General features: G+C 64.4%; 26 protein-coding genes. 1 reads left to right on the top strand and 25 read right to left on the bottom strand.

Going from position 1 to position 23,810, the window contains the following annotated elements:
• Nucleotides 1-45: 45 nt before the first annotated feature.
• The 7 genes from AC5P6S_RS16715 to AC5P6S_RS16685 form a co-directional block, all read right to left on the bottom strand.
• Complete coding sequence (locus AC5P6S_RS16715; RefSeq protein ID WP_032961791.1) at nt 46-306, bottom strand: hypothetical protein; 261 nt, start codon at nt 304-306, stop codon at nt 46-48.
• Nucleotides 303-461, bottom strand: coding sequence for a hypothetical protein (locus tag AC5P6S_RS16710; protein ID WP_153643621.1), 159 nt, complete (start codon nt 459-461; stop codon nt 303-305). The genes AC5P6S_RS16715 and AC5P6S_RS16710 overlap by 4 nt, the downstream gene beginning before the upstream one ends.
• Before the next feature lie 20 nt (nt 462-481).
• Nucleotides 482-907, bottom strand: coding sequence for a hypothetical protein (locus tag AC5P6S_RS16705; protein ID WP_049397875.1), 426 nt, complete (start codon nt 905-907; stop codon nt 482-484).
• Nucleotides 907-1,230 carry a hypothetical protein gene (locus AC5P6S_RS16700; RefSeq protein ID WP_049397874.1) on the bottom strand — a complete coding sequence of 108 codons (324 nt, stop codon included), beginning with the start codon at nt 1,228-1,230 and terminating at the stop codon, nt 907-909. Before AC5P6S_RS16700 ends, AC5P6S_RS16705 begins: the two co-directional genes overlap by 1 nt.
• Nucleotides 1,231-1,282: 52 nt before the next feature.
• Nucleotides 1,283-1,882 (bottom strand): DNA polymerase III subunit beta family protein, encoded by a 600-nt coding sequence (locus AC5P6S_RS16695; protein ID WP_049397873.1) that lies wholly within the window; start codon nt 1,880-1,882, stop codon nt 1,283-1,285.
• Nucleotides 1,883-1,946: 64 nt separating this feature from the next.
• Nucleotides 1,947-2,117, bottom strand: coding sequence for a hypothetical protein (locus tag AC5P6S_RS16690; RefSeq protein WP_004154558.1), 171 nt, complete (start codon nt 2,115-2,117; stop codon nt 1,947-1,949).
• 68 nt (nt 2,118-2,185) lie between these two features.
• Nucleotides 2,186-2,347 (bottom strand): hypothetical protein, encoded by a 162-nt coding sequence (locus tag AC5P6S_RS16685; RefSeq protein WP_153643622.1) that lies wholly within the window; start codon nt 2,345-2,347, stop codon nt 2,186-2,188.
• A 1,914-nt stretch (nt 2,348-4,261) separates the two neighbouring features.
• Between AC5P6S_RS16685 and AC5P6S_RS16680 the strand changes: the two genes are divergently transcribed.
• On the top strand, nt 4,262-4,648 hold the full coding sequence (locus tag AC5P6S_RS16680; RefSeq protein WP_049397870.1) for a response regulator: 387 nt from the start codon (nt 4,262-4,264) through the stop codon (nt 4,646-4,648).
• A 21-nt stretch (nt 4,649-4,669) separates the two neighbouring features.
• On the opposite strand, the gene AC5P6S_RS16675 is transcribed toward AC5P6S_RS16680, so the two are convergent.
• From AC5P6S_RS16675 to AC5P6S_RS16590, 18 genes are all read right to left on the bottom strand, one after another.
• Nucleotides 4,670-5,122, bottom strand: a complete 453-nt coding sequence (locus AC5P6S_RS16675) for a hypothetical protein (protein WP_004154560.1) — start codon at nt 5,120-5,122, stop codon at nt 4,670-4,672.
• The gene (locus AC5P6S_RS16670; RefSeq protein WP_111174102.1) at nt 5,119-5,427 is read right to left on the bottom strand and encodes a hypothetical protein; all 309 of its coding nucleotides are present in this window, start codon (nt 5,425-5,427) and stop codon (nt 5,119-5,121) included. Before AC5P6S_RS16670 ends, AC5P6S_RS16675 begins: the two co-directional genes overlap by 4 nt.
• Complete coding sequence (locus tag AC5P6S_RS16665) at nt 5,424-5,870, bottom strand: lysozyme (RefSeq protein ID WP_329750759.1); 447 nt, start codon at nt 5,868-5,870, stop codon at nt 5,424-5,426. The genes AC5P6S_RS16670 and AC5P6S_RS16665 overlap by 4 nt, the downstream gene beginning before the upstream one ends.
• The gene (locus AC5P6S_RS16660) at nt 5,867-6,058 is read right to left on the bottom strand and encodes an LPXTG cell wall anchor domain-containing protein (protein WP_049397867.1); all 192 of its coding nucleotides are present in this window, start codon (nt 6,056-6,058) and stop codon (nt 5,867-5,869) included. Before AC5P6S_RS16660 ends, AC5P6S_RS16665 begins: the two co-directional genes overlap by 4 nt.
• 9 nt (nt 6,059-6,067) lie before the next feature.
• On the bottom strand, nt 6,068-7,732 hold the full coding sequence (terL, locus tag AC5P6S_RS16655; protein ID WP_329750762.1) for a phage terminase large subunit: 1,665 nt from the start codon (nt 7,730-7,732) through the stop codon (nt 6,068-6,070).
• 8 nt (nt 7,733-7,740) lie between these two features.
• Nucleotides 7,741-7,986, bottom strand: coding sequence for a DNA packaging protein (locus tag AC5P6S_RS16650; protein ID WP_032961803.1), 246 nt, complete (start codon nt 7,984-7,986; stop codon nt 7,741-7,743).
• Complete coding sequence (locus AC5P6S_RS16645; protein ID WP_005412393.1) at nt 7,983-8,252, bottom strand: phage holin family protein; 270 nt, start codon at nt 8,250-8,252, stop codon at nt 7,983-7,985. The genes AC5P6S_RS16650 and AC5P6S_RS16645 overlap by 4 nt, the downstream gene beginning before the upstream one ends.
• Before the next feature lie 125 nt (nt 8,253-8,377).
• Nucleotides 8,378-10,378, bottom strand: a complete 2,001-nt coding sequence (locus AC5P6S_RS16640; RefSeq protein WP_329750763.1) for a hypothetical protein — start codon at nt 10,376-10,378, stop codon at nt 8,378-8,380.
• Nucleotides 10,379-10,493: 115 nt separating this feature from the next.
• Complete coding sequence (locus tag AC5P6S_RS16635) at nt 10,494-12,779, bottom strand: phage tail fiber domain-containing protein (RefSeq protein ID WP_329750764.1); 2,286 nt, start codon at nt 12,777-12,779, stop codon at nt 10,494-10,496.
• Between the two features lie 40 nt (nt 12,780-12,819).
• Nucleotides 12,820-15,984 (bottom strand): hypothetical protein, encoded by a 3,165-nt coding sequence (locus AC5P6S_RS16630; protein WP_329750766.1) that lies wholly within the window; start codon nt 15,982-15,984, stop codon nt 12,820-12,822.
• A 6-nt stretch (nt 15,985-15,990) separates the two neighbouring features.
• Nucleotides 15,991-18,165: a hypothetical protein gene (locus tag AC5P6S_RS16625; RefSeq protein ID WP_049434061.1), complete on the bottom strand. Its 2,175-nt coding sequence runs from the start codon at nt 18,163-18,165 to the stop codon at nt 15,991-15,993.
• Nucleotides 18,166-18,168: 3 nt separating this feature from the next.
• Nucleotides 18,169-18,567: a virion core protein, T7 gp14 family gene (locus AC5P6S_RS16620; protein ID WP_049434063.1), complete on the bottom strand. Its 399-nt coding sequence runs from the start codon at nt 18,565-18,567 to the stop codon at nt 18,169-18,171.
• A 32-nt stretch (nt 18,568-18,599) separates the two neighbouring features.
• Nucleotides 18,600-19,073, bottom strand: coding sequence for a hypothetical protein (locus AC5P6S_RS16615; protein ID WP_049434065.1), 474 nt, complete (start codon nt 19,071-19,073; stop codon nt 18,600-18,602).
• Complete coding sequence (locus AC5P6S_RS16610) at nt 19,070-21,202, bottom strand: phage nozzle protein (protein WP_049434066.1); 2,133 nt, start codon at nt 21,200-21,202, stop codon at nt 19,070-19,072. The genes AC5P6S_RS16615 and AC5P6S_RS16610 overlap by 4 nt, the downstream gene beginning before the upstream one ends.
• Nucleotides 21,202-21,792, bottom strand: a complete 591-nt coding sequence (locus AC5P6S_RS16605; protein ID WP_005412402.1) for a phage tail tubular protein A — start codon at nt 21,790-21,792, stop codon at nt 21,202-21,204. The genes AC5P6S_RS16610 and AC5P6S_RS16605 overlap by 1 nt, the downstream gene beginning before the upstream one ends.
• Nucleotides 21,793-21,891: 99 nt before the next feature.
• Nucleotides 21,892-22,845 (bottom strand): major capsid protein, encoded by a 954-nt coding sequence (locus AC5P6S_RS16600; protein ID WP_049434069.1) that lies wholly within the window; start codon nt 22,843-22,845, stop codon nt 21,892-21,894.
• A gap of 26 nt (nt 22,846-22,871) precedes the next feature.
• The gene (locus AC5P6S_RS16595) at nt 22,872-23,657 is read right to left on the bottom strand and encodes a capsid assembly protein (RefSeq protein WP_049434070.1); all 786 of its coding nucleotides are present in this window, start codon (nt 23,655-23,657) and stop codon (nt 22,872-22,874) included.
• Nucleotides 23,657-23,800 (bottom strand): hypothetical protein, encoded by a 144-nt coding sequence (locus AC5P6S_RS16590; protein ID WP_004154577.1) that lies wholly within the window; start codon nt 23,798-23,800, stop codon nt 23,657-23,659. The genes AC5P6S_RS16595 and AC5P6S_RS16590 overlap by 1 nt, the downstream gene beginning before the upstream one ends.
• Nucleotides 23,801-23,810: the final 10 nt, after the last annotated feature.

Below are 23,810 nucleotides of genomic sequence, written 5' to 3'. Positions count from 1 at the left end.
GAAGGCCCGCACTAGGCGGGCCTCGGGATCAGCGGTGGTTGTCGGTCAGTGCGCCCAATCGGGCTTGACGTTCAGCAGGTAGGCGGCGGCCACTGCGCGGGCGGTGTCTTCGTCGGCCACGTCGGCAATCCACCACCAGCGGTCCTTACCAGCCCAGCGGTAGACGCCCCAAAACTGCGCGGCCATCGGTGCGCAAGGCTCGACGCTTCCATCGAACTCTTGGCGGGGACCGTAGGAGACCGATCGGTCGCCCAGGGTGACCAGCTTGTCACCGGCAGGTACAGCCAGCTCGTTGTCGTTGCTCATTGCGACAGGCCCTTTGCGTGCTCAATGGCGCGATCCAGCGCGCCGGGGATGTTGTGAAAAATGCCGTGGCGTGTCGAGTGCGTGAGGCCGATTTTGTAGACCTCAAAATGGTTCGGCCCCTTGCGCAGCACCCACGCTTTTTCGGTCTCGAACATGATGTCCTCCTCGCGGTAGCTCATGCGAAGCGGCCCATCTCGGCTTGGATCATTTCGCGTGCCTGCCGCTCAGCATCGGCGAGTTCGCAGCGATTCTTGGGGCGTTCGGCAAGCCACGCACCCAACGGTTCCGCGATCTCGTAGCCAAAGACGCCGGGATAGCCGTCAGGGGTGCAAAGCTCCTCGAACAGCTTGTGAAGCATCCGGGCCACATTGGTCAGGAACTCGCCCACTTCGATGGTCACAGGCACGTCAGCCAACTGCCACCCTGCCGCAAGCAACGCAAGGTCGATGGGGTCGAAGTCGGTATCCCTGATTGCCCGGTTGACCACGGTGGCGAACTCCTCGGCTTGCTGCGGCGTCATCGCGGTCGCCGCCAGTTGTTCGTGATAGCGCCCCGGCTGTGCCAGGAACACGTTGCGGGTTCCGTAGGTGCGCAGTTCCATCACAGCACTCCCAGCCCGCGCAGCACCGGCATCACCAGCGCGTTGGTCTCGTCGTTGTCGCTCCAGTCGCTCGCGGCGTCGTTCCCGTTCTCCCAAATCAGGAGCACAAACCCCGCCTTTGTTGCGTCCGGGCGGTAGAACCGCAGGTGATCGTGGTCGGTAGAGGCGAGGGCCTCCAACACTTCTTGCCGGTCGCGGCTGTGCCGCACCGTGGTTTCTTCGCCGTCGTAGACGCCGAGCGAGTAACCAGCGGCGAGGGCGGCATCCACCAGCGCCACGGCTATGCGCTTCGCGCTCTCAGGGGCGTACTTGTCGAGGTTCATGGCTTTCTCCGGGCAACAAAAAAGCCGCCTAGCGGCGGCTAATGGGTTCGGGTTAAGCGCGGAGCGCGTCGCTGCACAGGGCTTCCGGGTATGACGAGTCGCGCATTGGCATGACGATCAAAGACGCGCACCTGATGCTCGGATCGGTGATGCCGCCAATACCGAACATGGCCGCCACGTCGCCGCCAGTCACCGGAATCAGTGAAGTGGCCTTGCCGCCGAATGCCTTGCGAATTACACCGGCCGCCTTCACTACGCCTTCGAGGACGGCAGGCGCGAATCCGGACAGCTTGAGTTCGTTCGGCTTGGACACCGCAGCACGCCAGTCCGGGTAGGTTCCATCAACGGCAGCAAACTCAATGGCCTGGCCTCCGCGCTCCGCCTTGAACCGGCTGGCATCGCCCACGGCGCTGAAATAGACATCGCCCTTCATCTTGGCGACCAGCTCGCACGCATTGCGCGGCACGATGATCTTGCCAATGTCCCACGGCAGGCTGGTACGCACCACAAGCATGCGGTGGCCGTCTGTAGCAACGATGATCGCACCATCGGCGTGCGACTCAATCAGCACGCCATTCAAGTAGAAGCGAACGTCATTCTTGGGTGCCACATGCAGAGCGGCGGCGATCAGGGCGGAAGGAATTTTGTTCATAGCTTTCTCCGGGCAACAAAAAAGCCGCCTTGCGGCGGCTTCGGTGGATTGGGATAGGGCGCTGTTAGAGGAACAGCTTGGTCAGCGTGACGATGCCAGCCACAAAGGCCGTGGCGACCACCAACGGATACCACCGGGTCTCCATCATCAGCTTGTCGCTCTCGCGGTTGATCTTGCGAATCTCAGCGGTGAGCTTGCGCACTTGCAAGTCCTCCAGTGGTCCATTGGTGCTCATGGTAGCTCCAAAAAAGACCCGCCGTCACACGTCGGCGGGGTGTGGAAAACCGGGTTGACGAAAGGGGATCAGATGACAACGGGGGAGGGACAAGGCGCAACTTGGGTGCGGTTCCTGTTCGCCTGGCGCTCCCGCTCGTTGAGTCGGGCGCGGTGCTCGCGGATGCCGCGGCGGATGCAACCGGCCACGTAGTAGTCGCGGGCGGTCATATCAAACGGGATCATCGTCATGGGTTGCTCTCCAGTGAATCGGACCACCAAAACGCCCCATCACAACGGTAGGGACGCTTTGGCGGTCAGACTCATGCTTGTAAGGCATGGAATCTGACCGTCGCCAGCTTCCGGGAGCGCCTCCAGCTCGCCTAGGAATCCCGTACAGATGGCCCCGCTCTTTCTGGCGGTGACCCGGTATCCGTGGCGGCCTTCATCGGCCCTTACACTTCCCGGCGCGGCTAGTGTTCCCAGCTCCCCGCGTTCTGCCGTGGGCGGCGCTCCTGCCTGCCCCTTTCCTACTGTCCCGACCGCACCCTGCGACCGTTGTTCGATGGTGGGCATTATGCCCGTTTGTTCCCGGTTTGTCAATCACTCCCGGTAGTGGGAGGATTGAGCCGGACGTTACCTGCGGTGCGCTCAGGGGCCTTTGGGGCTAGTCCTCAGTGCTGGCGGGATAAGCTCTAGGTGCTGTCGATCCATCGGTCGCACGTCTGTCGCCGCCTTTTCCGCTGCCGCCGTGCTGCTGGCGACGGGTATAGATTAGATCAATCCCCGCATGGCTGTCAATACCCCGATGGCAACGATTTTTGGATGGTCGCAGGGAGCGCCTAGCGCGCGCGTGGGGAGCTTCTATAGGCGGGGCGGTAGGGATGCCCGTGGCGGGCCTTGCGTGGGCCGTGGCGGCGCATTGGCTGGCCGTGGTGGGCGGCAGGTGGGCATAGGCTGGGGCAGGGTGCGCCGAGGTGGTAGGCAGGTGTGCCGAGGTGGTGCCGAGGTGGACGCGTGGCGGTCAGGGCAAAAAGACAGATAGGGACAGACAGAGGCGCGAACGTTTGAGCGCGGATGTCCGCAGGTTGCCCAGGTATCGCATGGGATTGCCTAGGCACTGGATACCTAATCCGGTGGTTCACCTTTGGAATCAGCAGGTTAGCCGAGGTGGTGACGCCGCAGGTGACGCGAAGGGGGGGCGCATCGTGCCTTTGCGCTACAGGGGGCGACCCCCTACGGGGGGTGATCGCGCGGTTCCAAGTAGTTGGATACCCCTTCGGAAATTTGCCGCAAACGTTTCGACCCCCTCAGTCGCGCGAGGAGGGAGCCTCAGTCACACCGGAGCGCTTCCGCGTTGCCACGACAGCGAACCAGGCGAGCGACCCAAGTCCCCATAGGACGCACACAGGCACAGCCCAGGTCATCCCTCGGTTGTACGCGAGGATCGCCAGGAGCGGGTTGATGGGCGTGACGCCCGCGATGAGCAGGATCAGGAGAAGTCGGTGCATGGGAGTTCCGCCGCAGTGGCACCCAAGGAGGACAGAGGAACACCCCAAGAGTGCATAGGAGGACTGTAGTTCTACTTGGTGGTGAATACCAATGAATAGAACTCTACAGTCCCACTATAGTAATACTTAGGTCTATCTAATGATAACAGCTCTGTCAAGCCCCCTAGGAGATGACGGTCTGTGTGGTCCGGTAGACTTGGCGTTTGCCCTAGACAGCTCATCAAGACCACATGGCATCGCTCAATAGCATCCTCACCCGGTTCGCGGCTTCGATCACGCTGGCTTGTGTAATCCTTGTGGGAGTACCGGCTCTGTATCAACATGTAAAGATGCGAGATGCGGACGCCGTGGCGGAAAGAAGCCGCGGACTTATTAACGACGATAACACCGCCCCAAGCGTTGTGGAGCAGCAGGTGCGTATCCTTGATTCCGCGCTTACTGAGTCGGCGGGATGCGAGTACATGAGAGACCTGTTACTCCAGTTCCTTGTCGGAATACCCTTGATCGTATGGTTCGTCGCCTTGGCTGTAATGTGGTGGTTCAAGGAAGACGACTTGACTCTCTAGCTGAACAGTTCAGGACGCTGCAAATCATCAGCGCGATATTCCCCTTCAATAGTTATAGGGTACGGGCCGCTACGCATGGGAGGTGTCAGATGGCTTCGCGGGTAAACGGTAAGGGTTGCTTGGGGTCGCTACTGGTCTTAGAAGATGACCCCGACCTGTCAGAGATGTTGCAGGAAATCCTGGTGAATTTCGGCTATGAGGTCGAGGTTGTTGCTTCCTCCGCGCAAGCTTTAGACCAACTGGCGGCAAAAGTGTTCCACGCGGCAATCTTAGATATTCATATCGAGGATGGTGGCTCCATGTCGGTCGCTGACTGTCTCTTGTCGAATCGAATACCCTACATGTTTGCCACGGGGCTTCCCAATCCTCAACTGCCCACCATTCACCAATGGGCTACCTTTCTTCAAAAGCCGTATCGCATAAACGATCTCATGGGGGCCTTGGAACGGACGCGTCAGATGGGGATTCCAGTTTAGGCGCATCCTTGCGCCGTTAAGTCATGTCCGTTTTCTAAGGAAGCGCTTGTTGAAAGTGTCGTAGGTCTGCACCGGTGGACCGCTGTAGAGGTCCGTCGAGCAGGCCATGAGGACTGCTTCGGTCGCGTTGTGGCCTGCCTTCATGGCGGCCAGGGCAATCGCACCACCACTACCGGCGACGAGGAAGTCGCGCCGGAGGTCGAGAGGGAGACCGTCGTGGTAGAAGGCCACCGGGTTGTCCCGCAGGCCGACCACGAGGATCGTGTACTCGCCCTTGGTCAGTTCGTCGAATCCCTCCGACAGCTCGCGCACGGCTCGCTGGATGTGGGAAGTGGTGCCCGCGCCGAACACCACCAGGTCGCGCCCGGTGGTGTCGGTGGTGCGGTAGAACTTCTCCTCCTCGTACCGCAGATCACCAGCGGTGACCTGCGAGTCGATAGCAACGAGCCGGCCGTCAAAGGCCAGCGTGGTCACTGCTTGATGTGCTCCCGCCAGTAGCTCGGGGTGAACGCAGCCCACTCGATGTCGCTCACGTCATCCCACAGGCGCTCCGCGGCATTCCGCAAGTGCTCCCACAGGCCGCCGAGGACGACGTAGGGCAGCGCCAGGAACACGGCGACGAACAGCCAGCCGGTGTAGGTGCGACGGGAGGTCTCGCGCAGGCTCTCCAGGAGCCACTGCGAGGCGAGGGCAATGCGCAGCGCTACGTACCCCTTGGCGCGCTCGTAGGCGCGCACCAGGCGCTCGCTGGCGCGGTTGTAGATGGTCTTGATGGTCACTTGGAGTTCCAGAGTTTGACTTCCGCCTCGCGGCGGTCGATGAGGCCGGGCAGGTCCCTCAGCACACCCCTGACGCGACCCTTGGTCCATCGGCGGAGCTGTGCGGGCACCGCCGCGTAGTCGCCCGCGTTGAGCACGCGGAGCAGGGTGGAGCTGGCGAAGTTGCCCTCGCCAAGGTTGAACACGAAGTCGATCAGAGCGGCTTCCTGCGGCGCGCTGAGGGGCACGCGTACGTATCGACGGACGACCGTAGCGGCCTTGGAGAGATCAGCCTCCAGCAGTTCCACAGCGCGTTCCTCGGTGATGCGGAGGCCGGGCCTCACGTCACTGCCGGTGTGGCCGTAGCCGATGGTCCACTTGTCTGCGGGGCACAGGTAGGCCACCAGGCGCAGACCCTCCGACTTCATCGTCAGGGGGCGCGCGAGCTGGACAGCCTGGCTCACACCGGGGCGTAGGGGTTCGACTGGCCGCCCTGGGTGTGGCAGCAGGGAGCGTGGTTGCAGTCGCACGGCGTTACCGGCGCGGGTGCGCTCGGGTCGTCGTTGTCGTCGTCGTTCTTGCGGCGCAGGAACAGGTACAGCAGGGCAGCGGCGGCGAGCGCCATCAGCCACGCAGCGAGCGTGTTGGACATAGGGTTCTCCTACAGGGTGTCGAGGTAGTTGTCGGACGACGGCGCGTGGCCGGTCACGGACTGGATGAAGGAGGCGTACTCGCGGTCGAGCAGCTCCTCCAGGTAGCGCTGCTCCTCCTTGCTCACGTCGCGGGAGAGCTGGTCGGCCCAATACTTCACGGCCATTGCCAGGGCTTCCAGGCGGTCGTCGTGGCGCAGTGCGCCGCGGTCGCGCGTGATGCGCGTGAGCTGGTAGAACAGTTGGTACTTCTGCTCCGACTTCTGATCGGCGCGGAGGATCGACGAGTCAACGATCAGGCGATGCTGGTTCAGCACCGGCTCCATCACGTCGATGATGCGGTTCTCCTTGGAGGTGCCGTAGTGCTTCACCTCCTCAATCGAGCACGGGTAGACACGCGCCAGGACGCCCGAGAGCATCTTGGCGAACATGCCGTCACCGAAGTTCGCTTCGATCAGGACAGCAGAGACCTTCTCGGCGCGCGCGATGTGCGCCAGGGTCTCCAGCGTGTCGTCGTCGTAGCCGCCCTTGGTCGCACCAGCGCGGCGGGCGTAGAGCATCCCGCGCAACATGCCGACCACGGCGTAGCCGGTTTCGTCGCCACCGCGACCCGAGGGGTCGATAGCGAGCACCTTGCCGGTGAACTCCTCCATTTCCGGGGCCAGGTACATCGGCCGGTACAGGCGGTCGCCAGTGAAGCCCACGGACGGGATGTCACTGACGATGTACTCCGGGCCGCTGCTGTAGACCACGCGGATCGGCGCGACCTCTCGGTCCACGTCCATCACGATCAGGTCGGACAGCTTGAGCGGGTACTTCTCGGCGTCGGACAGCGACGCATCGAGCATGAACTGGAGCATGAAGCCGGAGCGTCCATAGGACGCCTCGCGCTCCATCAAGTCCTCGTCGGAGAACCGGACGGACTCGCAGTTCTTCCAGGCGAGCTTGGGGTTCGCGTCGAACGCATCGGCGATCATCGGCGCGAGCCGGTCGCCGTACACCTGGCGGTGCTTGGTGTCCTTCGGGTAGCGCGCAGGCCAGATGCGGATGACGTAGCCGCGCTCGGGGAGCTTGTTGTAGAGCGACTCCTCGGTCTGAGGCGTGCCGAGGTAGATGATCTCGCCGCCCGGCTTGAGCACCGCGTCGAACTCCTTGACCAGCTCGGCGAGCTTCTCGCGCTGCACGACGGTCATGGAGTTCTTCGGGACTTCGATGTCGTCCGCGATGATGGTGTCGGCGCGGGAGCCGGTGAGCTGGCCGTTGATACCGACCGACTTCACCGAGGGCGACTGATCGGGCTGCGCGGGGCCGACATCGAACGCCAGGTTCGAGTTGCGCTGGTCGGGACGTGGGCGCAGGTGTTGCAGCTCAGGCAGGGTTTCGATCAGGCGCTTGACGAACACCGAGAACGCATCGGCGCGTTCCTTCGATGCCGAGACCACCATGATCTTGTGCTGGGGGTCTTTCCAGAGGAGCCAGCAGACGTAGGCGGCCGTCACCCAGGACTTGCCGACGCCGCGGTACGCCATGATGACGCGACGGCGCGGGCCGGTTTTCAGGAACTCGCAGATGTCGTACTGGATCGGAGTGGGGCTTGGTAGCCCCAGCTCCTTCCAGACGTACCAGGCGAAGTTGCGGAAGTCCTCGAAAGGGTGACGAACGTGGAGGCTCGTCATGCCCTCCATCAGTTCAGCCGCCCATCCTCAGCGGGATCGAACGGGAACTCGGACACCTTGTCGGCCAGCTTGCCCAGCGGTGAGCCGGGAGGGGTGGCTGCAACGTCGATGCCGTTGTCCTTGAGAAACTGCCGGGCCACGTTGAGGATCGAGGCCAGGCCCTTCGCGTCCGACTCCATCGAGTCGATGGTGTCGGCGAGCTTGTCCGCGACTGCGGCGTGCAGTCGCTCCAAGGCATCCTTGGGGGCGGTCACTTGTTGACGACGCGGTTCAGTACGGTCTCCAGCGCTGACGTGCCGAGCGACGCCAGGATGCACGCGAGCGCGACCTGGGCGACGAAGGAGACGCCGGGGATGAAAATGACGATGGCACCAGCGGCAAGGCCGGTAGCGCCGGAGAGGATTGCGCGGCCGAGCGCCTGCTTCCAGGTGATCGGATCGTTCGACGTGAGCATCTTTGCGATGCCCACGATGAGGCCGACGCCCGCGAGAGCGCCGACCAGCTTCACTTCATCGTGCATGGTTTCTAGGTGTAAGGGGGGGGGGGGGGCGGGACTGCTCGGATCGGAGCGGCGTCAGTGTTTGTGCGGCGTAGTCGGCGTCGAAGTACAACGCGCGACCATTTGAATTTCCCATCGGGATAAGATCAATACTCGCAGTCGGCTTCGACGTAGGTGCCAACCGCCGACGTAGCCAAGCCGTCCATGCTGAACCATCGTTCTGAGCCTCGGTGATTAAGTGTGGCGGGCGCGATGGGCGCACCGAGAACTTTCAATTTAGGGACAGTCCTCTTCTGGACTTTGTAGCTCAGGCTCGTGAAGTAGGCTCCTTGGCTGTTGGCGACGAATCCGATCAACTCGTAGTAGCGCTGACAGAGCAGAAGCTCGTAGCCGGGGCTGCGATACTCAATCGGCGTCGCTTTCTCCCCTTGCTCAATCTGGAACTCTCCAACTGTAATGGTGCCGTTCTGGATGCCAGCCTGACCACCACAAAACTCAAGTAGGAAGTGAATGTAATCATCGCCAACAGTTCCGACGTTTTTCCCATACGGATTCGGCAGGTCGAACGTCACCTCCACTCGCTGCTGGGTGGTGGTTAGCGTGATTTCACCGCCTTGAAGGATGACGGTGGGGGCAGGGGAGCCGCCTGTGCCAAAATATTGCTGAAGTACAACGCCCACCTTCATCCCATCCACGCTGCTGTTGGCGAGGAACGACACGGTGACCTTGCCGGTAGCGGAGCGCACACCCTCAATCATCTGGCCGCCCCAGCAGGCGCTATTCGCTGCGGCAGAGGCGTTGGATACAGTGACTAACTGATAGATTTTCCCGTCAGGTGGTGCGTACCGGGTAACATCACCTGTGCAATTAAGGGCAGCCACGTAGAAGCGATCCGCAAAGTAGGCCGTTGGCCCGAGGCTTCCACTACCAACCCCGACGCGGCCCGCTGTGCGTCGCTGCCATACACTGAGATTTCCGTTGATGAGCATATTCCTGCCCTGAATACGGAAACCCAGCTCATCGACTTGGGTCTGTCGTGCGGCACGCTCGGCATCGACTCTAGCTCCAAGGTCTGCCGCATTCTGGCGCAAATCGTCCAACGCCTTATCGAGTCCATGAACATGGTTGAGTTGGTGTTGGTGTACGAGATCGGCCTTAGCATCCAAGGCCGCGAGTACGGCATGGCTGATCGGCTTCTCCAAGTCCGAAGTATTGTCTACCCTATCCAGGCCGACCTGAGATTTGGTGTGGGTATGTTGGCTAGGCGGATAGGTCAAAGGCTTGCCGGATACGTGAGCATCGAAGTCAACGTCATTACGCGTAGCGAGGCTTCCCAGGCCAACGATATCGCCCGCGACAAGCGTGACGGAGCCTTGCTTGCCCGCAACACTGGTTACCTGGTCGGTGTTGTCGATCTTCTCCCACGTCGTTCCGTAGAGTGCCTGATCTCCAGAGTGCCACTCCGTGCCGCCTACCTGGCCTTCGCCAACTACTTTGTAGAAATGACCTTTCACCGGCTCCGGTGGGAAGCTGCCAGAGCTAGCGTCCCATGACCCCATGTAGACGAGCGACCCGGTAGCAGTGGCTTTGGCCTGAGCAGCCCAATGCTTCGCTGAGTATTCTCCCGGAGCGACTTGGGTTCCCTGCGGCGCATTTGCGTACAGGTTGGCTTTGTCCCTCGCCTCCTCGGCCGATACCTTGGCGAGCGCGGCCGATGATGCAGATGACTCTGCCGATGCGGCCGATCCAGACGCCGCGACTGCATGGTCGGACGCGATAAGTGCCGAGGTTGTAGCGGAGGACGCCCTGCTGGCCGCTGTGTCGGCAGACGCCGAGGCGCGCGCGGCTTCCGCGGCTGCCTTCTCTGATCCACTCTCGGCGCGAGTTGCGGACTCTTTCGCGGAAGACGCTGCGTGTTCTGCCCGATCTGCGGACGCCTCTGAAACCTCCGAAGCGAGCGTTGCTCCGGCCGCCAGCGCCGTGACAACCGACGCAATGTCGCGTACCTGGGACACAGAGCCTGCGAGGTCGTCGGTCAGTGCCGCCACTTCCTTCCGAAGCTGCGGGAATGAGGGGAGAGTGTGGTTGTTGCCCAGGCCGTCCGTCACGACGACGGTGCCTTCCTCCTGAGTCAGCAGCGCGATCATCTGATTCTCGCGCCGATTCCATCGGTCTAGCAGCGTCGAGAGGCGCGAGGCCAGCTCGGCGTTGGAGACGTAGCCGGGGGTAGTGCTCATGCGGTGCTTGGGTTCTCTCTGAGGGTTATCGGATGCCGAAGGCGAAGCCGCCAATCGACGTGATGAGGTAGTTCGGGTAGGCCGGGGCGTCGTAGCCGTGGACCTGCGGAGGCGGGCTGGATGCGCGACACCGCACGCGGAATGCGCGGGCACCGCCTGTCCATGCGCCGGACGCCGAGAGCGTCACCGACTGCTCGTAGGTGTAGAAGTTGGACGCGGTGAAGGTGTTGCCGTCGCCGCCCATCTGCTGAATCAACGCGCGGTACATCGGCGGCTCGTGCGACGCGATGACGACCCACACGGAGTCGCGCAGCTCCTCCAAGATGACGTGCAGCCCGTAGACGCGCGTGTTCGCGGTGACGGTGACCGACACGGAGGGGGTATGACCCTCGCCAGCCAGCACCGGAGCGCCGAGCCAGAACTCGTGGATCGCCACCCAATCGCCGAGCGGGATGAAGTTGTTGCCCGCCTGGTAACAGAGGCTCGTTGCCCCCGTCCACCACACGCCGGTCGCCGACTGGAACTGTCCCACGATGTTGGGAGCATTGACGCGGCCTCGGAAGAACGCGCCGCCGTTGCGGTCCACATAGAACACCGCGTTGTTGGCGTTCTTCGCGCCGGAGCCGACCCACAGGGGCCAGTCGCCGAGATTGGAGATTTCCACGCGGAACTCGGCAGCGTTGACGATGTTGCCGTTGCCGTCGAGAGTGTGGGTCTTGAACGTGCCGCCGTTGATCGTGCCCGCGTTCGCCGTAAGCGCGGCGAGGGAGTTCACCCTGATCTTGTCCGCAGTGATCGTCCCGTCCACCACCAGCGCACCCTGGATGCCCACGGTGGACTGGCCGCCGACCGTACCGATCACGAACGGATACTTGATGCTCGCCAGGGAGCCGCCCGAGGTGTACTGCGGGTGGACGAAGGCGAAGCGATCCGCGGTGACGATGAAGTCGCTGCCGGTCTGCGGGTTGGCGGAGAGGGCGATACCGGCGACCACGGGGACGCCGTTGATGGTGCCCGCGTTGATCTTGACCGAGTAGTTGGCCTGCCACTGACCGTACATGCCGGAGTGCTGCCCGGCGACCACGTTGAACTCCTGCCGGATGGTGGCGAAGTCGCCGTCCTTGAACGCCTGGACCTGCGTGGCCGCGATGGCCTGTGCCTGCTCGGCGGTGATCTTGGTGGTGTTGAGCTGCTGCACCAGCGCGCCGGTCGGAGAGGTGACATCCAGGTCGGCCTTGCGCCAGCCGGTGCCATCCCAAATCTGCGTCAGGTACGCGCCGGTCTGCCCGGTCTTGACCCAAAAGGTCGGAACCTTGAAGCCGCCAGCGGGCGGGGAGGGCTGCGCGTCCGAGAAGATCGTCGGCGCGGTCTCGGTCTGGAGCGTGGTGATCTGCGAGGCCAGCGCCTCGTCGGCGTCGGCCAGCAGCTCCGTCTCCTGCGTCAGGGTGGTAAGCTGGTCGCCATGCTGCGCGAATACGGCCTCCAGGCCGCCCACGCGGGCTTTGGTGGCAGTCACCTCGGCCATCACCTGGTCGCGGACTAGCGCCGTTGAGGTCTCAATCTGCGCGCCTAGGGTGACCGTGGAGGATGAGCGCGCGCTCGCCTCGTCGGCGATAGCTTGGTTGAGTTCGAGGTAGCGCGCCTGGGACAGTGATTCGCCGTCATCGACGCGCGCGTAGAGGTCGATGAGTTGCTGGGCGACCACGCGGCTCTCCTTGGAGATCAGCGCGATCTCCTCGCGCGCCGTGCTGATGCGGTCGCTGTGCTCGCGCTGCGTGTCGAAGAAGTCCTCGGAGCGGAGGATTTCCTCCATCAGCGCCTCGGCATTCGTGTCGATCAGCTCGATGCGCGTCAGTAGCTCCTTGAGCGCCGGGGATCGCAGCAGTTGGTCGGTGATCGCGTTGATGTCCGGCTCTGTGCCGCCGCCGCTGCCTGGAGGGCCACCGGGCAGGCCGGAGCCGTTGCCGAACTCCTGAAGTTCCTGATGGGCGTAGAGCAACTGGCGGAAGGACTTTACCAAGTCCCGCGCCGGAAGGTTTGCACCATCCCGAAAGTTGACGAGGAGGGTTTCGCTCGGCGTGAATCGCCGAACAGTCACAGTGTAGGGCGCGTCGAGCACGCCATCCTGCGACGGAATCTCGATGGTGCTTGCGTCAACCCACGAGACGGAGACAGCGCGGGCCGCGTCCGGTTCACCGACGAACGCCCGGATGTGCTCGCGGGCGATGTACGGGAACGGCACGGTGAACCGCGTAGGGCCTCCCTCGTAGGTGTAGAGCACGAAGGAAAGGCCGCGCGATAGTTCGATCATGCGTCCTCAAAAAAGGTGGAGGCCCCGAAGGGCCTCCTGGTTACGGTCGGTCAGTCCCGTCCTTGCGGTCGGGGAATTGCTGTAGGGCTTGGTCCGCGATGTTGCGGACGCCCGTCATGTTGTTGAACCACCAAATCTTCCAGAAGTCGCGCATCTGCTTCTCGGTGATCTCCTCGTCGTCCTTGATGGCCGCGCCGATCATCCGGCTGCTGCCGTAGACCTTGTTGAACAGGTCGATGGACGGGATGCCCATGACGCCGTTCTCCAGACCGGTCGAGCGGTTGTTGGCGAACACCGGGTCGTTGCCCAGCGTGTCCGCCCACACCATATCGGTGACCGCAGGGATCACGTTAGACCAGCTCGATTGCGCGACGGCGTTCTTGTAGAAGTTCGCCTGCGTGAGCTGCTTCTTGCGCTGCTCCTCGTTGCCGATGGTGTTGAGGTAGGTGCGAGCCGCCCAGCCCATGCCGGCCGCCGAAGTGGACAGCACGACCATCGCGTAGGTGCGCCAGTCGTCGTAGTGATGGACCGAGTTCAGGAAGTGGCGGGTGTAGCTGTTGACCATGAAGCTGCGGAACTGCGTCACGAGCCGGCCGGTGGTGCTGTGCATCAGCTCGATGCTGTCCGAGGCGTCGCCTTCGAGAACCTGGTGCCGCGTCACACGGAACAGGAACGAAGCCATGCGCTCGCGCGTCTGGAACGGCAGCTTGTCCGGGTCGATCTGCTCGATCTGCTTCTTGCCCTTGAGGTAGCCGAACACGTCGGCCTGGGCCTTCGCGTCGAGACCCCAGGTGCGCAGGCGGGCCACTTCGGCGTCCGACAGCTTCTTGGCGTTAGCCATGTCCAGCAGCCGCAGCAGCGTGGCGCGACCAGCGATGCGTTGGAGCATCGTGTTGATCGGGGCCATGCCGGATGCGACCGAGGTGACGTGCGTCGCCATGTTCATCGCGTTGTCGATCTTCTCGCCGTGCTTAACGTTGAACGTCTGCGGCACGAGCGCGTCCTCGTCCAGGCGCAGGAACGGCGGGTTGCGCAGCCAGTCGGTGCCGGGTGCGAACAGCCGCTCCATCACGCGCGCCTCCTGCGAGGACAGCTTGCCGTCAGCGCCGCGCACCAAGAAGTCGCGGGCGGCACCCACGGAGTTCCAGAAGTTGCGGAGACCGGCATGCGCGATGGTCGGGCCAAGCTCGGCGAACAGCGAGAAGCCGACCTGGTTCATGACGCGGGCGAAGTTCCAGTTGCGCAGGAACCGCGCGTAGCGTGCGCCACGGCTGGCGGGATCAAGTTCGGTGCTGCGGCCGAAGGTGGACTTGAGGCCGATGTCGATCAGGCGCTCGATGTCCTTCACGTCGTCGCCGGACTTGCGGGCGTCGCTCTTGAGCTTCGACACGAAGCGGTCGAGCTGTGCGCGGTTCTTGATGCCAGCCTTCGACGATAGCGCCGACCAGCCGGTGATCTCGCGCATGTAGCGGGTCATCACCGAGTCCACGTCGTTGTCGAACAGGTCGGCCATCGAGACCTGCACGTCCTCGCCAGCCTCGTTGCGGATGGTGGTGGAGTAGGTCTCGTCGAGGTCGATGCGCTTCTTCGCGCGGTCGAGCTTGCCCGACTCGTAGGTCTTGCGCTCCAGCTTGGACAGCAGCTCTTGCGACCGCACGGGCGAGACGCCCGCCTCGGTCAGCATGTTGCCGATCTCCTCGACCGAATCGCTGTCCAGCGGGCGGACCAGCAGGTCCATCCCGTCGCCCTCGAAGTTCGCCTGAGCGCGCTTGAGGTAGGAGCGTGCAACCGCCCCGAGCAGCTCGTCGTCGATCTCGTCGCCTTCGTCGGCGGCGGCCTCCCATGCGCGACGCATGGCGGGCTTGATGAGCTGGTCGATCACGTCGTCCTGGTGGAGCTGCATTTCGCCGAACAGGCGCTTGAAGCCCTTGCCGCTCCAATAGCGCGGCAGGTAGTTGCCGTTCTGCGCCACGTTGGCGAAGCCGTCGAGGTTGCTGTCCTGCGCCAGCTTGAGCGCATCCCGCATCGCCTTGGCGACGCTTCCGGCAGCCTTGGCGGCTTCCGGTGACACGTCCGGCGCACCGCGCACGGCACGGCCGACCTCCTCGTTGAACTTGGCGCGCTCGGAGAAGTTCCACCAATGCGTGCCCGTCCGTTGCTTGTAGGCGTCCCACGCGGCGTTCACTCCGCTCCGCCATTCCGTCTCCATGACGGCCAGGTGGCGCTTGGCGAACTCGCTGGTGGACTCCTGGACCGCGACGGAGCGATCGGTGTAGCCGACGCCATCGCGGAACAGCAGGCGGCCCGCCTCGCGCACCAGCGGCGACTTGGCGCTACCCATGCGGGCAGCAAGATCGCGGCGGACGGTGGCGAAGTGGGGCGTGATGTGCGCGTTGACCAGCGCCTTGTCGGTGAACTCCTGCTCGAATGCGGTCTCATTGCGCAGCGGGAGGACGCCGGGCGTCGGGTCGGTGGTGGCGGTGCCAGCAACGCGGGCGGCCGACAGCGAGTCGTCACCAGCCAGCCGCTTCACCACGTCAGGCTTGACCTCGCCATCGAACAGGGCACCCCGGCGAGCGCCGAGGGCACCACCGAACGCGAACGACAGGGCGGCGCTCTGCACGCCATCCGCGAGCGTCTGCTCGGGGTCGTAGGTGGAGGTTGCGGCCGACATCAGCGCGGAGGTGCCCGCAGCCTGTAGACCGGAACGCACCGCGTTGGCGAGGCGTCCGGCCTTGGCTGCGTACCCCAGGCCGCCCGTGGCGAGATCGAGGCCGGTTGCCGCCGGGTCGGTGAAGCCGAGGGCGATCTGTCCGCCCAGGCCAAACTGCGCCAGGTCGTCGTCCGCCATCTGATTCATGAAGGCCACGGATTCCAGATAGGAGAGGTGCTCGTCGGACGTGGCCCGGCCGAACAGCTCCCACTGCTCCGGGCGCAGGCCCATCGACTCCCAACGCTTGCGCGCGTCTGCGGGAATGCGATAGCCCTGCTGCGGCTCGTAGCCCAGCTCGGTGATGAAGCGGTCGATGAAGCCGATGCCGCCCTTTGCCTGGGCAGCGCCCCATCCGTCCCATACGGTCGTCTGATCCTTCCGGCGCTGCGCGGCCTCTCGCTGCTCCTTGCGCTCGCGCACGGCTTGCACGATGGGCTGCTGGGTTGCCGGCTTGACGATGTTCTCGTCTGCGCCGGGTAGGGATTCAAACATGCGGTCTTACTTCCTCGTCAGGTACTCCAGGAAGTCCTCGGGGACTGCCGGGGTGGTGGTGGTTTGCTTGGTGCCCGCGTTGGGGACCAGCGGCTTGGTGAGGTCGAACTTGGGCAGCTCGAAAGCGGCGGCCTCGGCGGCGCTGGCGTCGCGCTTGGCGATGGTCGCGGGGACTTCCGTTGTCGCCGACTGCGAGCGCAGGTCGCGGATGTTCCGGGACTGATCCGCCCAGGTGGTGCGCTGCTCGACCCGACGACGCGCCTGGGATTCCGCAAGGTCTCCCTTCCAGCGCTGGTGCTGTGCCGCGATGGCACGCGGGTCGAAACCGATGGCGCGGCCGGTGTCAGGGTCAGGGATCAGCCAGTTGTCGGGGCCGACGATCTGCCACTGCCCAGGATTGCGGGGATTGGGCAGGGCCGACAGCTCATCCGGGTCGCGGCCGAGCTTGCGCGCGACCGTCTGGATCAGCTCGTCTACCGCTGGCTCGGCACCCTGCGGCATGCCGATGTTCGGCACGCGGCGGCCGTTGACGGTCGTGCGCTGGGCGTCGATCTGACCGACCGCTGCACGGATGGCGGCTTCGCCGGACACGCCGCCACGAGAGGCGATGCGCTCGGCTTCCTGGCGGATGCGGTGCAGCTCACGCGGGTCGCGCGGCTTGCCGTCGATCTCCAGGTAGTCCTTGATGCCGGACTTCCAGGTGTCGTTGATGACCGAGCGGGCCTCCTCGACTTCGCGCTTCGGTTGCGTCAGGACGCGAGCGGCCTCCTGGTGCGACTGACCGCTGCGCCGGGTGTCGTAGAGGTACTGGTCCAGCATCGCGGCAGCCTCGCCGCCAGCGACCGTATCGGCGTACTTGGGCGAGACCTTGCGGAGCTGTTCGTACAGCGTCGCGGCGTTCTGGAAGTTCTCCTGGAACGCCGGGTCGGCGCGCTTGAGGATGCGTTCGAGCTGAGGGATGACGATGCCCTGCCGTGCCCACTTCTGGAGCACCTGGCCGCGTGTGGCCTGCGGGGTTTCCTCCCACTCCTTACCGGCCTGCTTCTTGAGGTCGGCGTCGCTGATCTCGTAGGGGTTGCCCCCGGCGACCAGCTTGCGGATGCGCTCCTCTCGGGCGCGCTCCTTCGCTTCCTGCTCCCAGCGGCGGAGAGTCTGCTCCTGCTGGTTGTTCCAGTAGCGCTTGAAGGACTGGAGGTCGCCGCCGCTCAGGCCGAACTTGCTGGCCCAGGTGTCGATGGTCTTGTGGGTGAGCTGGCCGCGATCCGCGAGGCCCTGGAGCGTCCACTCCGCCTCGGCCATCGCCTGCTTGCGTGCCTCGTCCTCGCGGTGTGCGATTACGCGGGCACCAGCGGCAGCCGCCGCGCGCAGCTCGTCGCCGTGCTCGGTGTTCATCAAGCCTGGCTGGCCGTCGCCGCGGTCCTTCTCCAGGAACGCCAGGATCGACTGAGGATCGCGGTTGCCCGCAGCCAGCTCCTCCTTGGCGGCCTCGACGTAGAGTTCGTCCACGTCGCGCTTGTTGAGGTAGGCGTACTCCTCCTGATCCAGCATCGCGTACAGGCCGTTCATGCCCTCGGAGGTGAGGAACGTGCCGCCCTTGATGCCGTCGCGGATGATCGCGGTCAGCGACTCCTTCTGCCGCACCAGCATTTCCCGCATCGAGTCGGCCTGCCACTGCTGGCGGACCTGCTGCGCGGCGCGCATGGCGACCGGCATCAGGGCCTTGCGGACCTGCGGGTCTTGGAACTCGGGGTTCTGCGTCAGCGCCGCCATCCGCTCCTTGATGAGCGGCTCGATGTCGGTGCCGGGTTCGGCCTTGGCGATCTCCTTGGCCGCTTCGATCTGCCAGTCGCGGACGCGGATGATGCCGTCAGCCTTGAGGTAGCCGCGACGCCATGACTCCGACTGCTGGGCAACGAAGTCCTCGGCCTGCCGGGGCGTACCCTCGGCGTCCTCCTGCATACGTTGGGTCGCCGCGGCGGTGTACTGCTCGCGGCTGTTGGAGATCATCTGCGAGTTGACGGAATCCGAGACGCGCGTCAGCACCGCAGCGGCGGTGCGAGAGAGGGCACCGGCACCAGCGGAGGACGCCTGGTCAGCCTGCACCGCCAGAACGGGGCGCTCGGCGAGACGCTGCGGCACCTGCGCGCGGCGGATGATCTCTTGGGGTTTCGTGCGAGCCACGGGTTACTCGTCTCCGGGGATGGAATAGCGCTTGTAGGTTTGGATGTTGCTGTAGGCGTTCGCGCCTGACTGCATCACGCCGCCCATCGCCTCGGCATTGCCGGTGCGGATACGAGCGCGTGCTTCGGAGCCGCTTTCGACGACTCCGTTCCTGCGGTTCTTCTCGATGAGGGCCACGTCACGGCCAGCCTGGGCCATGATGTCGTTCGCCAGCAGCTCGACCGAGTTGCCGGACACTGCCGCTTCTGCTGCGGAGGCGCGCATCGCGGATCGCAGTGCGCGGGCCTCCTCCATGCGCTGTTGGGTGCGCTCGGCGGCCTGGTCGTTGATCTGCTCCTGCTGACGCTCCGCGGCTTCCTCGATGGCCTTGTTGTTCTGATTCTGGCCGTACATGGTCGCCATCGCGCTGACTGCGGCGATACCGACCTGGACTGCTACGGGGTTGCACATGGGGTCTTGGTTACTCGGACGAAGGGTGTCTTGGCGAAGCCGTAGGCGGACTCGACGCCGCTCTCGCGGAAGCCAAGCCAGCCGAGCCATCGCCGCGTGGTGACGGCGTGGACATCGACGAAGTTGAAGATGGTGCCGAAGGTGGCCGCCCACTCGTCGCTGATCCGCCGAGCTTCTCGGAGGAACGTGCGGCGGAACGAGGGAGCCACCAGGGCGTCGGTGCCCAGCAGCCAAACCGAGGCGATACCCTCGGCGTGCTGGGTGAAGCCGAAGATGCACACGGGAGAACCGTCGTGCATCGCGGCGAAACTGCGGTCGCTCGCGGTCACTGCGTATGCGAGCGCCTGGAGCGGGGTGTGACCATGCGAAGCCGCCACCTCCAGGATGTCCTCCTGCCGCATGTTCTCGGCGACGTGGAGGATGTCGCTGGCGGTGGGGCTTCGATAGGTCAGGGTCATACTCGGCTGCGGGAGACGAACATGCCGCGCCACTGTGCTGACTGGAACCAGCACTGGAACGGCAGGCGGTTGACGAGGTGCATGCGGACGCTGTTGGCGTCACCCAGCACGGGGAACCGGCGAGAGCCGGAGTGGAACGTCGGGGCGCTGGTGCGGAACACCGAGTCGTTGAGGACGCGCGCGGTGTACGCACCGGAGTGCGACGCCACGTAGGTCTCGACTCGGCCGTTGCCGTGTTGCTCGACCTCCAGCTCGAAGTACGCGCCGTCCTTGTAGGCGACCTCGATGTCACGCACCTGCGTGCGGCCCACCAGCACGGCCTGGTTCTGCCCGCCGCGAACGATGGGCTTGGTCAGCGTGAGGCGGTGCTCGTAGTCCATGCCGACGACCACGCGGCCCTCGGTGTGGTTACCGGGGAGCGCGAGGCGGGTGCGGGCGTTGTCCCAGCGCGCCTTGGTGATGTCGAGGTACGCGCCGGGGTCTTGCCAGTCGTCCGTCTTGAGGACGGTGACCGTCATGCCATCGGGCACGATGTAGGGTAGGTCGATCCAGGTCTCGTTGCCGAACTGCTGATAGGTGGGCTGCACCACCAGCATGCGGTCGAGCAGGAAGTTGTAGTCGCCCGTGGCGTCCGCGTCGTGCTGGTTGAGCACCATGCGGAACTTGAGCAGCTCGCAGCCGCCTCCCGGCGCTTCCGCGACGGCGTACAGCACGTCGTTGATGGCGTGCATGTGGACGATGCGGCCGACGCCGGAGATTGACCAGCGCGTCCATGCGGACTGCTGCTTCTCGTCACCGATCCAGCGGACGAAGTAGACGTAGAGCTGCGCGTCGGTCGGCTCGTCAGGAGCGAAGAACACGCAGTCGGCACCACTTGCGCTCGCCATCGCTCGCATGCGGCCCGGCATCAGCTTGGGCACATGCGCGGTCACGTCGGCGGCGTCGCCGGTCACCGACAGGTCGTCGATGAAGTATTCGCGCACGCTTGCGTATGCGCCGCTGTCCTCGGTGAAGTACAGCGACTCGCCCATCAGCTTCGGCCGGATGTACGGCGAGCTGCTGTAGCTGTTGACCGGATCGCTCTTGACGTTCTTGGCGGCCAGGTACGGCTCGGCGGTCAGGAGGAACTGGCCGCCCGCAGCGGCAAGGAACAGGGCCGACTGGAACGGAACTGCGTGGTAGAGCGTGGTGACGCCGTTCGACCCGCTGACGCTTACGTCGATGGGGTCGGCGTCGAGCACCTGGGTCACCGAAGTGCGCCAGAGGTTGAACGGGTCGGAGACCTCGGACATCAGCACGTTCTCCCCGGCCAGTAAGCCCAGGCGGTCCCGGTGCTTGAACACCTCGCGGATGCGCTGGCCGTCGATGGACGGGAACGGGTTGCTTTGCTCGTCACCCGCGAGGCGAGCGGTCCACTCCGGTCCACCGAAGGAGAACCAAAAGCCGTCCGCATGCACCGGATCGGGGATGCGCTTGAGGATGTGCGGCATCGTCTTGGCATCGAAGCGGTGCTTGATGCCCGGCCGGGCGACCTCCAGGTAGACCGAGGAGGACTGCTTCTGGACGTAGTAGTCGTCGAACTGCGACTCGGACGAGCCGATGATGTTGTAGATCGCGCCGGTCGGCACAACGGCCGAGCCTTTGTCACCGGGCTTCGGCAGGTCGGACATCGTTTGCGCCGATCCGTACAGCGAACCGGGCGACAGCTCGTCGCTCTGCTTCACGTCTACCAGCCGGTTGACGATGAAGGTGGTGTCGGAGAACGTCGCCAGCGCGAAGCACGACCACGCACGCTGTCCCTGGGTGTCCAAGTAGTTGAGCGCGTCGCCCGTGGCATTGACGGTGTATTCCTTGCCGGTCTCGTGGTCGAACACGCGGATGCTGCGGTGACCCACGGCGACGATGTAGCGCTCGTTCTCATCGCGGACGATGGAGTGGAAGGCACAGTCGTGATCGAGGGTGACGCCAAGTCCAGCAACGAACTCGGCGGGCGGGCGCTTGCCCGCGCCCATTGCGGCATGCAGCCAGGCGTTGATCGCCTTGGTGAGCTGGTTCGGCGAGCGGACGGTATCGTCCTGCTGCGACTCGCCTCCCAGGAACGAGGGATAGTCCCCCGTGATTAGCGGCATCAGCGGTCCCAAATATCAGACACGTCCGTCGAGCCACTGAGGAAGTTGTGGCCGCGGGCGTAGGTGAAGTCAGCGTGCTCCTGCGCGAAGATGAGGTATGCCTCCTCCTCGTGCTTCTCGGTGAACACGTAGAGCTGGTCGCTACCCAGCACGCTCGTCTGGAACAAACGCGCAGCGCGCACGGCGATGTAGCGGCGGGCCGACTCGGGCAGCTCCTCGTAGGCGAGGAACCAGGTCACGAAGTCGGCGGTGGGTGCCGACGAGAACGTGTCGGCGAGGGTGAGCGGGTTGATGAGGCGCGTGCCTCGGATCACCAGCGGCTCGCTTCCGCGTGCGGGGACGAGCTTGAGGATCGACTGCGGCGGCAGCACCTTGCCTTCCGCGTTGAGCGTGAAGGTGAACGACTCGCTGGTGTTGAACCACCAGCCAGCGGTTTGGACCTCGCGGCTCACCGCGCGGAGGGTGTCGCGCGCCTGCGAGGCGTACAGGTTGCCGAGCGCTTCGAGGTCGCTGATCGGCGCTTCGCCGATAGCACCGAGCAGCACATTGACGGCTTCGAGTTCCGTGGTCGGAGTGAGTTCGAGGTTCATGGATTCGGGGCAAAAAAACGGGGGACACCCATGTGGATGTCCCCCGTAGATGGAGAGAGATTGAAGCGCCGCGGGATTTGCCCAACGGCGCTGTATTGCTTACGGAGCCTTCGACAGCTCGATGGCACCGCGCGGAGCCAGGATGCCGTGACCCAGCGCGTACTTCGCCAGCATCAGGGTGCCCTGCTTCTCGCCCTGGTACACGTCCTCCAGGGACAGGTCCAGCAGCTTGAGGGTGCCGACCGCCGAGCGGTGGAAGATCACGCCCACGGTGTCCGCAAAGTTGCCGCGGTACTTGGCAGGGATCGAGGCCAGGGCCGACTCATCGACACGCGGCATCGCGTTGATCTTCACCAGCGGGATGCGAGCGACCGAGGAAATGATCGCCTGGCCGTAGGAGCCGTTCGATTCCGCGTTGATGTCGCGGTCGATCAAGTCCTTGTTCTCGGTCAGCAGATACCACTGAGCCGGGGCCAGTGCGCCAGTGAACTCCTGCGGGTTGTCCGGCAGCAGCTTCTCGTCGAACAGCATGCGGGCGTTGCGGAACGCATCGGCCAGCACGGTCGGATCGGAGGCCATCGTGGCGGCCTTGATGATGGCACCACCCGGCTGGCCTTCGACCTTGCCTTCGGTGGTGCGAGCGGCCAGGATCGCGCAGCGCAGCTCGTTCTGCATACGCTTGAGCGCCAGCTCCGCACCCTGCTGACGGGTGTACTCGGAACGCACGTCGTAGTGGTTCATCGCCTCGTCGATGTTGGCGATGAAGGCGTGCGAGATCAGCATCGGATCGAGGGTGATGATGGTCTCGTTGTGCTCGACCACCATGCCCTTGATCTCGGTGCCGGGCACATGGTACTCGGAGCCGATGGTGCCGACGTTCGGGAACGAGGCGGACTTGCCGCTCTCGATGTTGCGCACCGACACGCGGCCGTCCAGCTTGTAGTTCTCGACGAAGCTGGTGATGGTTTCAGCAGTGTAGTTCTGCTTGAACAGCGCCCAGGCGTCGCCGTTGGCCTGGGCTTGACCCAGGCGGGAGGGGATTGCGTCCGACATTTAGTCCTTGCTTGAGGTTGAGTGGATTACTTGAACAGCGGCGACACGGCCAGGCGGGCGGAGACTTCCGCGCGGTAAGCCGGATCACGGTGGTAGCGCACATCGCGCATCGCTTCGACGACCTGCGCCTGCGACTGGAACGGCTTGGGACCGGCATCGGCGTTCGCCGCGGTCTTGCCGTTCAGAAGGCGGCCGTTGCCGCCACGGAGGGCGACGAGGCCCTGGACTGCCAGCGCTGCGCGTCCGGCGTCGCCGGACTGCACCGCTTCGTTGAACGCCCGCTTCTGCTCGGCGCTCAGGTTGGTCTTGGCCCACTGGACCAGGCCGTCGTAACCGGCCTTGCCGCCTGCAGGCGAGTAGACGGCGTTCTCGTAGGTCTGCACGCGAGCGCGCAGGCCATCGACGTACACGTCCACCAGCTCCTTCGGATAGCCCGCGTCCTGGAGCTTCTTGTAGCTCTCCTCGGACAGCGAGCCGTTCGAGTTGAACTCGGTGGCGAAGTCGTCCAGGTTCAGGCCAGCCCGCGCCAGGGCGTCACGCGCGTCATCCGCGGTGGCGTCGTCGATGGTCGCGGGGCCGCCCTTGCCACCCTTGTCGTCGGCTGGCGTGCTCAGTTCTGCGTAGGCGGCTTCCAGCTCCTCCACGGTCTTGTACTTGCCGCCGAACAGGCGCTCGCCATCGGTGCCACCCTGCGCGCCCGGTGCGGGCTGCTGGGTGTCCTGGGAGTTCTGCGGCGGCTGCTGACCTGGGGTCGGCTGGCCGTTGATGCCGTCAAGGCTGACGGTCACTTCGGACTTGCCCGGCTGCGACATTACTTGTCCTCGGGCTTGTAGTTGACGATGACCAGGCCGTTCGTCTTGCGGGTGATCTCGGCCTTGCCCTTACGCTCGACGCTCGGAGCCTTCGGGGCTTCCTTGGTCGGCTTGGCGGGCTTCTCGGTGGTTTCGTTCGACATTGCGTCCTTC

It is taken from the genome of Stenotrophomonas sp. YJH_SMC_119 (assembly GCF_059368315.1).
Note: the sequence above shows the minus strand (reverse complement) of the source record. Positions and strands in the feature narration are given on the sequence as shown.